Genomic DNA, 9,557 nt, shown 5'->3' on the forward strand with positions numbered 1-9,557 from the left:
ACCGAATCATGAAAGGAGTTTGATTGACCATGGGTGGTTTTCCGATCGAAGTTGCCACACGCATTAAGACACTGCCTCCCTATTTATTTGCTGCGATCGACAAAATGAAGCAAGAGGCTATTGCGCGTGGAGTGGACATTATCAATCTTGGCATCGGCGACCCTGATTTACCGACGCCGATACCGATTATTGAGAGTTTGGCGAACGCGGCCAAGGACCCGAAGCATCACCAATATCCCTCCTATGAAGGTATGTTGTCCTTCAGGAAAGCCGTCGCTGCCTGGTACAAACGCCGATTCAACGTGACGCTTGAACCGGCGAACGAGGTCCTCACGCTGATCGGTTCGAAGGAGGGCATCGGACATATTCACCTTGCCTTTGTCGATCCTGGGGATGTCGTCTTGGTTCCGAGCCCCGGCTATCCGGTATATCCCGTCGGTACCAGTTTTGCCGGCGGCGCGTCCCACATCATGCCGTTGACGAAAGCCAACGGGTTCTTGCCTGACCTCGGCTCGATCCCGAAAGAGTTGGCCAAGAAGGCCAAACTGATGTGGCTCAATTCTCCGAACAACCCCACCTCTGTGATCATGACAAAGGAGTACTTCAAACGCGTGGTGGAATTTGCGCAAGAGAACCATGTGATTGTGTGTCATGATGCCGCTTATTCAGAGGTCTATTATGATGGGCGCCGCCCGGCGAGCTTTATGGAAGTTGAGGGCGCAAAGGACGTCGGAGTTGAGTTCCATTCACTGTCCAAGACTTACAATATGACCGGTTGGCGCATCGGCTTTGCCGTGGGCAACAAGGAAGTCTTGGCTGGCCTCGGTAAAGTGAAGAGCAATCTGGACTCCGGCTGTTTTGAGGCGGTTCAAGAGGCCGGTATTACGGCGCTGAGCCTAGATGACAGCATGACCGACGGGTTGAGAAAAACATATCAAGACCGGAGAGATACCCTGATCCCTGGTCTCAAGAATCTCGGATTAGCAGTGGATCCACCTCCCGCTGCCTTCTATGTCTGGGTGACGGTGCCGAAGGGCTATACCTCAACGTCCTTTACCGCCCATCTCTTGGAAAAGGCCGGCATTGTGACGACTCCCGGCAATGGATTCGGCGCTCCAGGAGAGGGGTATATCCGCATGACGCTGTGCACGTCCAAAGAACGGTTAGCCGAAGCAGTTGAGCGCATTAAGAAAGCGGGATTGTAAGACGTTATTCGTTACCGTTAACCGGAATCACATACTGGATCATCGTCGTGTTTAGCGATTCACGAATACCGATTCAAGAGATACGCTCATGAAAGAGACCGTCTTTATCGGATTCGGGTCGAACGTCGGCGATCGGGTGGATTTTTGCGATCGGGCGGTAACATTGCTCAGTCTCCTCCCGCATTCTCGGCTCAAAGGTATCTCGCTGTTGTATGAAGCGGAACCGGTTCGGAATCGGACAGATCCAGGAGACGGGTGGTTCCTCAATGGAGTCGTGCAGCTTGAAACGGATATTACGCCACGCAGCCTCTTAACAACCCTCCAGGAAATCGAACGATCTCTCGGGCGGGATGATGACAACCGGTCTGGTCCGCGCACCATCGATTTGGACATCCTCTTTTATGGCGAGCATGTGCTCAAGGAACCGGGGTTGACCATTCCGCATCCTCGTCTCCATCAGCGACGATTTGTCCTCATGCCCATGAATGAACTGGATCCGCTGTGGGTCCATCCGACGCTCAAACAATCGGTGGCCCGCTTGCTGACGGAAGTGAACGACCAATCTCAAGTCCGTCTCCTTTTTCCCCAGCCTTCAACACGATATGGCTCACGCCCAGCCTGCAGTTCGCCACTCGGCTCATGAAGATCATTCGCTCTCCCAACGCCATGGCAGCTTGGCGCGAAAGACTTATTTACGAAGGTGCGAAGATTGGCTTGGTTCCGACCATGGGAGCCCTTCATGAGGGCCATCGGGCGCTGATACAAGCGGCGCGATTGCGATGCGATGCGCTTGTCGTCAGTATCTTCGTGAATCCCATCCAGTTCGGTCCTCAAGAAGATCTGGCCAAGTACCCCCGCCCTATCTCGCAGGATCGAACACTATGCCGAAAAGACGGCGTTGATATCTGCTTTGAACCGACCGTGGAGGCGATGTACCCGGCTGGATTTCAAACCATGGTGACACTTCCGGCGCTTGCGTGTCGATGGGAAGGGGAAGTGCGCCCTCATCATTTTTCCGGCGTGGCGACCGTCGTGACCAAACTCTTTGGAATTATCCGCCCTCGGATTGCGATATTTGGTCAGAAAGATTTTCAACAATCGGTTCTGGTCCAGCAGTTGGTGAAGGATCTGGACCTCGGTGTGGAGATTGCCGTGCATCCCACAGTACGCGAGGCAGACGGCCTCGCGAAGAGCTCACGCAATATCTATCTTTCACCTGATGACCGAATCCGTGCCGCCACATTACACAAGAGCTTGCAAGCAGGAGCCGATGCGATTCGAACGGGAATTACCAACGGAAAAACAATACGGTCAGCAATGGTCCGAGTCATCAAGAACGAACCAGCCATGACGATCGACTATCTGACGGTCTGCGATCCGCGCACCTTGGAACCGCTTTCCTATGTGAATTCGCGTGCGGTCCTTCTTGGGGCTGTGCGGCTCGGCCCTGTTCGTCTCATTGATAATCTTCTGGTAGCGTCTTCACAGAGGTCTTCCTCGCGTATTGAAGTATTCTCACGAGAAAAGCTGTAGGTTGGCGCTTTGTCCTATCAGCAGGCTGAGGATGACTTGGCTGAGGCGGTTCTTATCGTCTGCCATCATTTCTAAGAACCGGCCCATCGATTCCGGACGCGATGTACACACCATGGCCGACCCAATTTTAATGGGCTCTTCGTCTGATGCCGGTTTGATGACCAGCTCGATAAACGTCCCTTGAGGCAAGGTGGTCGTCGTCTCGAGCGTGCAACCTCCCATGGAGATATCCGTGACGCGATGGTCCGTTCGCATGGCGTTCGCTGTGAGAAGTAGATGTAAGGACGGACCCGTTTCTTCAATTGGCAGGAAGGATCCGCTAAGGTCGGCGCGCTTCGAGACCTCCGCTGGACCTACTTGGTTGATCGGGCTTGCAGACCTGTACCTATCAGACTATTGTGATCATCTGGTACAGACCATGGAGGTCCGATGATGAAACGTGCGGCGGTATCCACGATTAAAGCGACGCTCAGCGCCTGCCTGGCGAAAGTGAAAGCGGGAGAGGAGTTGTTAGTGATGGAGCGGGGAAAGCCTGTGGCCAAACTGGTGCCGGTTTCAAAGACCGACGACGAAGAGGGCAAGGGAGCGCATCTGCGAGACTTGGCTCGTGCGGGTTTAGTGCGCGTGGGAACGGGTAAGTTGCCTGCTGGGTTTTGGGAGTTACCCAGACCAAAGGATCGAAAGGGGCGGGGGCTTGCCGCGTTGCTGGATGAACGTGGTGAGGGGCGATGAAGTTCTGGGACTCGTCGGCATTGATTCCCCTGTGTTTGTCTGAGCGTCAATCCAAGGTTTTGAAGAAACTTGTGCGGGAGGATGAAGCGATCGCCGCCTGGTGGGGGAACTCCCCTGGAGTGCTTTTCGGCGCTGGTCAGATCTCGGCGGGACGGGACGCTCAATGAAATTGAGGAAGAGCAGGCACGGGCAATTCTGCGAACGCTGCAAGGAGTATGGACCGAAGTGGAACCCACGAATGTGGTGCGCGAGCAAGCCGGCCGGGTGTTGCGCCTCCATCCATTACGGGCCGCCGATGCATTGCAACTGGCCGCTGCCCTCGTCTGGTGCCAAGGCGATCCGAGTCAGCATGGCTTTGTCTGTCTCGATCAGCGCCTCCGGGACGCGGCACGTCGAGAGGGATTCCCTCTTTTCCCAAAGATGTGATGCTCTGTGTTTCCTGACTCAAAGAACCAGTAGTTGCAAGCCCTTCCGTGAGCCATGGAACGAACTAAAATGAGGCCTGTTCGACCGCCGCGAGTTGTTCATTGAGAATTATCCACCGCTCCCGAGTTTTGACACCGATGAGTAATTCGGCTCGAATCGGCCAGTATATTTAGACGGAACCGGTTATGAGGAGTTCTCTACATCGCTCCTTCAGAGAACCATAAACCTTGCAGTCCGCTCGAATCCAGATGCTGGTGTCGATGAGGCGAGGCTTGAGATCAGGAGCGGCATGTGCAACGGCATATCGAGAAATCCTTACGAAAATAACTGCAGGTTGGCGCTTTGTCCTACCAGCAGACTGAGGATGACTTGGCTGAGGCGGTTCTTATCGTCTGCCATCATTTCTAAGAACCGGATGCCCATCGATTCCGGACGCGACGTACACACCATGGCCGACCCAATTTTAATGGGCTCTTCGTCTGATGCCGGTTTGATGACCAGCTCGATAAACGTCCCCTGAGGCAAGGTGGTCGTCGTCTCGAGCGTGCAACCTCCCATGGAGATATCCGTCACACGATTGTCCATTCGCGTGTCGTTCTCCGCAAGGAGGTTGGCCCTGAACGATACTGGCAATCGTTTGTATTGGCGGCGATCCGCAACGGCCGTTTGGCCAACGGTCGGATTCCGATGGACACGGAAGCGTGCGGTGCAGAGTTGGCACCGGAATGAAAAGATTTTGAAGCGATTCAAGAGTCGCTCCAAAGTTCCCTCGTCATAGAGGACTCGGACGAAGGGTGTTCCGCAACTGGGGCAGTGTGGGTCTCTCATGAACTCCGGGGCACGCCGGCGACGGCATCATGCACAGATAGCCGCTCCGCCGACTGTTGCTCCCGCTGTACCTCCACAATCGAGTCGATATCGGCCGGCGAGTACGTAGAGGGCTTCACCCATTTTCCATCCGCCCGCTTGTAGCCGCCGGTTTTGCTCAGATTCGACCGATGCACTTCTTGAAACACCGGTTCCATATCAATCCCGTAGGAAACCGCGGTTCCATAGGTGACATACAGAAGATCCCCCATTTCTTTGGCGACCGCGGCTAGATTGCCGGCGGCCATCGCTTCCTTCAATTCATCGAACTCTTCCTGAATGAGTCGAATGCGAAGTTGTTTTGTGTCTTCATCCAAATCCGTTGGAGCCGCCTGCACCAAAATCGCGAACGTTCTGTGAAATGCTTCGACCATGGCTTGTTCGTCGGTCATACCTGCTCCTTCATTCGATATCAAACGGTAAGGTCTTGCGTGGAACGATTTCCGTCGGTCCCAGCACCGGAATGTCGCGATCGGACGACACCCCCAATTCCTTGAAGCGTCGTGCTGCTGGGAGAATGCGTGTCTCAAGTGAACCGACGGCTCGATTATAAGCAGACACGCTCTTGCCAAGGGACTGACCCACATCGTTCATATGTTCCGCCAGCACAGCCATGCGCTCATACAGTTCCTTGCCCAACCGACCGGCTTCTTCCGCATGCGTGGCCATGCGTTCTTGACGCCAGCCGTAAGCAACGGCCCGGAGCAACGCGATGAGCGTCGCCGGGGTCGCCAACACGATCCCGTTAGCAAATCCCTCTTCAATAAGACGTGGATTCTGGTCCAGCGCCGCGCCCAAAAATTGCTCACCTGGGAGGAACAACACGACAAACTCCGGTGCACGGTCGAACTGAGTCCAGTACGCTTTCAGAGACAGCTCGTCCATGCGGGATTTGACCTGAGCGGCGTGGCGGCGCAAGGCCTCAGTCTGATGGGTCTCATTCTGAGCTTCATGGGCTTCGAGGTAGGCGGAGAGCACCGTCTTGGCATCCACGATAATTTGGCGTCCGCCAGGCAACTGCACGACCATATCCGGTCGGAAGCGCCCTTCGTCACCGGTCACAGAAGGCTGCTGGACGAAATCACAATGGTCCACCATACCTGCGAGCTCAGCTACCCGTTTCAACGTCAACTCGCCCCATTGACCACGTACGGTGGGAGCCCGCAACGCTTTCACCAAGTTCCCTGTCTCCTGCTGCAACCGTTGTTGCGATTCGACTAATGATCGTAGATGCTGATCCAATCCGCCATAAGCCGACTGGCGAGATTGTTCCAGCACATGGACTTCCTCAGCATAGCGTTGCAGCGATTCCTGAAGTGGGCGAACCAAGGCATCGATCGCCTGCTGCCGCTGCACCAGGTCACTATCGGATTTGACATGCAAAGTTTCGAATGACACGGCGGCGAGCTTCAAAAATGCTTCGCTATTTTGTTTCAATGCTTCACCGGAGAGGGCCTGGAATGATCCCATAAGTTCCTGGCGTGTATGGTCGAACGAGGATTTCTGCTCAAGAAGTTGTCGGGCTGTATCTTCCATACGGGTTTCCGCGGTCACTCGAGCCTGTTGAGCCTCGGCCCAGGCTTGACGAATGGACACGAGGGCATCACGCTCTATTTCGAGTTGCTTTCGCAGTTCCTCTACCGTCGCTTCGGCTCGTTGAGCCTGAGGCCGCAAGCGACTGGTGATCCACAGACCAGTGAGCAGCCCCCCCAGGAACAGTCCCGCACCAAAGGCTAAGAGAATGGTGTGTAGCTCAGTCATGACTTGATTCACTAACAAATACCGACGGAACGAGTACCTGCATATAGTGTTATATATGATGAATTTGAGGCAGACTACGCAAGGAATTGAAAAAGGTCAAGGAGCAGAAGGCTCCGATCGATCAGCTCTATCTGTCCTAGGGTTGTGGAGACGGTTGGATACAAATGGTCCCTGAGCCTGCATCCACCGTGATGCGCTGCCCATCAGCAAGCCGTGCCATTGCGCCTCCTACGTTGGCGATGGTCGGCAGCCCATATTCGCGAGCGATGATGGCTCCATGAGACAGTGTGCCGCCCATTTCCGCGATCAATCCTCCGGCAAGACCAAAGAGAGGCGCTAATCCAGGGTCAATAACGGGCACCACCAGAATCTCTCCCGGCATTATCTTGCTCCAATCCGCCACGGAACGGATCACTCGAACCGAACCTGCCACGGTTCCAACGCTGATCGGCGTACCCGACAAGATACCACTTCCTTCAACCTTGTCAGAAGGCAGGGTCTGTTCGCTTGCAGTCTCCCATTCACGGACAGTATCGGGCACTTCGACTGTTGCATCGTGCGCTCGCTCGGCTCTTCGAGCTCTGATCACGGCTTTCCAGTCTCGTGTGCTTCCGGCCAATAATTCGGCTCGATCGCTGATCGTCAGAAAAAAGATGTCGTCAGGCTCATAGAGCTGCCCCCGCTCGACCAGTAGTTCTCCGAGACGCATCAAGAGGGTGCGGATGGCTGTCGAGTAATACATCAAGTGGTGTCGATTGGCTTCACGCAGCGCGAAAAATCGACAGAGCCTCCAGTAACACCACATGAAGATGACCCACCTGTGATAGCGCAGGCCGATGCGTCGTTTGATTTGGGCCAGTGCCGCGATTCTCGCGTTGCGCTGGCGCAGGAGAATGCTCTTCTGTGACGGAGAGGCGGAGATAAGGTGAATACGCACGATAGCCAGAATCGATTCAGGCATATCGGCAAGACGGGGGGACATGACGTCCGATTCACCGACTGCGCGATGCCCATAGTCCTCCAAGTAACTGTCGAAGGTTCGTAAAAATTTCGTGTCGGCGAGAGCCTCGCGAAACGTTGAAGGGTCCCATGGTTCCGATGTGAGAAATGTGCCGACTGCCGGTTCGTCACGGGCAATATCCGTCAGCTCAGCAAGGCGGACAATTTGTTGTGCGCTGATGACGGTTCCTTGTCCTTGGAGAGCGGCGTTCAGCAACCCCCTCCAGTCCGGTCCGAGCCACCGAGGCAGAAATTGGCCGAAAATCTGCAAGCATTGCCCTACTCCGCTGACAATGCCGAACGTGACGTCGCGGCCCTCTAACCAAGGCCCGAGTTTGTCAAGCTCGGGCACGAGTTCTTCCACCGATAGGTGCAGAATGCGCTCCCGACGATACACCGTAGCCAGATCTTTCATTTCCCGAAACACTCCTGGACCCGACCGCTCAACCCTCCTCATCTCCGCCCATATCATCCACCCGGCCCGGGCAAGCGTTGCTCTATTGAGCGGCTGTACCTGCGGGATGGCTTGCACTGGTTCGCCGCCCATCTGTTCGGCGTTCAGCGATGGGTCTCCTCCTAATTGGGCTACCAAAATGTGGAACAGAGTCACGTTGAGATAAGGTCGTCCTCTCAGGACACGGACCGATGTGAGCCCCTCGGGAATCCGACATCCTAGTCGTCGATAATGAGAGAGGATGTGGCGGTCCATGAACCGTTCAAGAAATGAGAGGCTCAATAGGCTCGGCAGTTCGGGCAGCGTCTCTTTGAAATTCGTTCGCGACCACTCGCAGTCGTCATTGGTGAGGTTGGAAGAAGGGCGGACCGTAATCGGCCGTGCCTGTACGAGCCATAGTTGTTCGGCGTCGAATGCCCATTCGAGGTCAATTGGGTGGCCGAAGGCCTGTTCCACGTGCTTGGCCGTCCGTGCGAGGGAAAATAGCTGCGCATCGGTAAGCGATGAGTGAATGGGAGTCGTATCACCCAACCGCTCGACTTGTAGGCCACCCTTGGAAACCACCAGTCGTTGGGAGTGATGCGCGAGAATGCGTTTACGAACCCTAATCGGTTGCTTTTCGTGAGTGACTTCCACGACATACTGGTCCGGCTTGACTGTGCCATCGACCAGCGACGCTGCGAGACCGGGTACGGCATTGATCGTCACCTGATTCGTTCGCCCGGTCACTGGATGGATTGAATAGGCCACTCCGGCCGATTGAGCATCGACCATCGGTTGTATCACGACGGCCATTCTTGGAGCCGTCTTGTAGCTCCGGCGGGCTGTGTAGCTCACCACACGGTCTTCCCATAGTGAGGCCCACAGATCTTTCACCGCGGCATCAATGTCTGACAAAACCACACCCAAGTGAGTGCGATAGAGTCCGGCGAAGCTGGTTTGAGCTGTATCCTCATTCGTGGCTGATGATCGGACAGCCCAGCGTTCGTTCGGTGGTCGACTGAGAGTTTGAAGTGCTCTCCCCCAGTGAACGGCAAGTTGGGAAGTTTCTACCTGTCTGATGCGAGTCTGGCAATCGGCCAAGGCCGACGCTCGCGCGTTTCCTGATAGTGTGTAGATCTTCTGCCATTCCTCATCCTCAAAAAATCCTGACGCGTGTAAGCACTGTTTATATGCCTCTGTCGTGATGCAGAATCCTTGAGGCACAGCGAAACCGGCCGCCATGAGCTGAGCGAGGCCGACGGCCTTTCCTCCCGCGAGAGCGACGTCGCGACATTCAGCCAGTGGAAGGATATAGGGACCAGCCATAAGCAGGCATAGTAGCTAGAGTAAGAGGACGAGGTAAAGGTCGTTGACATTCGTTCCTGTAGGACCGGTATGGATATGACATCCAAGAGTTCTCAAGGCAGGGTAGGTATTATGTCTCGTCAATGATGCCCGGAGATCAATACCGAGTTTCTTCGCTCGCGCGACGGTGTTTCCACTGACGATCGCTCCTGCTGCATCGGTGGGGCCATCGGTTCCGTCGGTGCCCAGTGCCATGACCCATGTGTCCGGAAGACCGGCGATCTCGAATGCCG

The 9,557-nt window shown here is 55.2% G+C and carries 12 protein-coding genes; 6 read left to right on the forward strand and 6 right to left on the reverse strand.

Annotation, left to right across the window (positions count from 1 at the left end; translation table 11 throughout):
- Positions 1-29 precede the first annotated feature (29 nt).
- The 3 genes from ACOSYY_RS17815 to panC all read left to right on the forward strand — a co-directional run bounded on the left by ACOSYY_RS17815 (position 30) and on the right by panC (position 2,738).
- Positions 30-1,205, forward strand: coding sequence for an LL-diaminopimelate aminotransferase (locus tag ACOSYY_RS17815; RefSeq protein WP_421664177.1), 1,176 nt, complete (start codon positions 30-32; stop codon positions 1,203-1,205).
- Between the two features lie 88 nt (positions 1,206-1,293).
- On the forward strand, positions 1,294-1,848 hold the full coding sequence (gene folK, locus ACOSYY_RS17820) for a 2-amino-4-hydroxy-6-hydroxymethyldihydropteridine diphosphokinase (protein ID WP_421664178.1): 555 nt from the start codon (positions 1,294-1,296) through the stop codon (positions 1,846-1,848).
- Entirely contained in the window at positions 1,845-2,738 is an 894-nt protein-coding gene (gene panC / locus ACOSYY_RS17825; RefSeq protein WP_421664179.1) for a pantoate--beta-alanine ligase, read from the forward strand. The genes folK and panC overlap by 4 nt, the downstream gene beginning before the upstream one ends.
- Here panC and ACOSYY_RS17830 read toward each other — a convergent pair.
- On the reverse strand, positions 2,721-2,993 hold the full coding sequence (locus ACOSYY_RS17830) for a PilZ domain-containing protein (protein WP_421664180.1): 273 nt from the start codon (positions 2,991-2,993) through the stop codon (positions 2,721-2,723). The genes panC and ACOSYY_RS17830 overlap by 18 nt on opposite strands.
- A gap of 174 nt (positions 2,994-3,167) precedes the next feature.
- Between ACOSYY_RS17830 and ACOSYY_RS17835 the strand changes: the two genes are divergently transcribed.
- Genes ACOSYY_RS17835 through ACOSYY_RS17845 form a run of 3 tightly spaced genes read left to right on the forward strand, consistent with a single transcriptional unit; the run spans position 3,168 to position 3,896 of the window.
- On the forward strand, positions 3,168-3,470 hold the full coding sequence (locus ACOSYY_RS17835) for a type II toxin-antitoxin system Phd/YefM family antitoxin (RefSeq protein ID WP_421664181.1): 303 nt from the start codon (positions 3,168-3,170) through the stop codon (positions 3,468-3,470).
- Positions 3,467-3,637, forward strand: coding sequence for a hypothetical protein (locus ACOSYY_RS17840; RefSeq protein WP_421664182.1), 171 nt, complete (start codon positions 3,467-3,469; stop codon positions 3,635-3,637). The genes ACOSYY_RS17835 and ACOSYY_RS17840 overlap by 4 nt, the downstream gene beginning before the upstream one ends.
- A 58-nt stretch (positions 3,638-3,695) precedes the next feature.
- Complete coding sequence (locus tag ACOSYY_RS17845; RefSeq protein WP_421664183.1) at positions 3,696-3,896, forward strand: hypothetical protein; 201 nt, start codon at positions 3,696-3,698, stop codon at positions 3,894-3,896.
- A gap of 315 nt (positions 3,897-4,211) precedes the next feature.
- Here ACOSYY_RS17845 and ACOSYY_RS17850 read toward each other — a convergent pair whose 3' ends face one another.
- The 5 genes from ACOSYY_RS17850 to ACOSYY_RS17870 form a co-directional block, all read right to left on the reverse strand.
- Positions 4,212-4,724 (reverse strand): PilZ domain-containing protein, encoded by a 513-nt coding sequence (locus ACOSYY_RS17850; RefSeq protein ID WP_421664184.1) that lies wholly within the window; start codon positions 4,722-4,724, stop codon positions 4,212-4,214.
- The gene (locus ACOSYY_RS17855) at positions 4,721-5,155 is read right to left on the reverse strand and encodes a pyrophosphohydrolase domain-containing protein (RefSeq protein ID WP_421664185.1); all 435 of its coding nucleotides are present in this window, start codon (positions 5,153-5,155) and stop codon (positions 4,721-4,723) included. Before ACOSYY_RS17855 ends, ACOSYY_RS17850 begins: the two co-directional genes overlap by 4 nt.
- 10 nt (positions 5,156-5,165) lie before the next feature.
- Positions 5,166-6,524, reverse strand: coding sequence for a DNA recombination protein RmuC (locus ACOSYY_RS17860; protein WP_421664186.1), 1,359 nt, complete (start codon positions 6,522-6,524; stop codon positions 5,166-5,168).
- A 136-nt stretch (positions 6,525-6,660) separates the two neighbouring features.
- The gene (locus ACOSYY_RS17865) at positions 6,661-9,285 is read right to left on the reverse strand and encodes a PEP/pyruvate-binding domain-containing protein (RefSeq protein ID WP_421664187.1); all 2,625 of its coding nucleotides are present in this window, start codon (positions 9,283-9,285) and stop codon (positions 6,661-6,663) included.
- A 15-nt stretch (positions 9,286-9,300) separates the two neighbouring features.
- On the reverse strand, positions 9,301-9,557 hold a 257-nt coding region (locus ACOSYY_RS17870), incomplete at its 5' end, for an MOFRL family protein (RefSeq protein WP_421664188.1).

The sequence above is a fragment of the Nitrospira sp. BLG_2 genome, assembly GCF_049222245.1.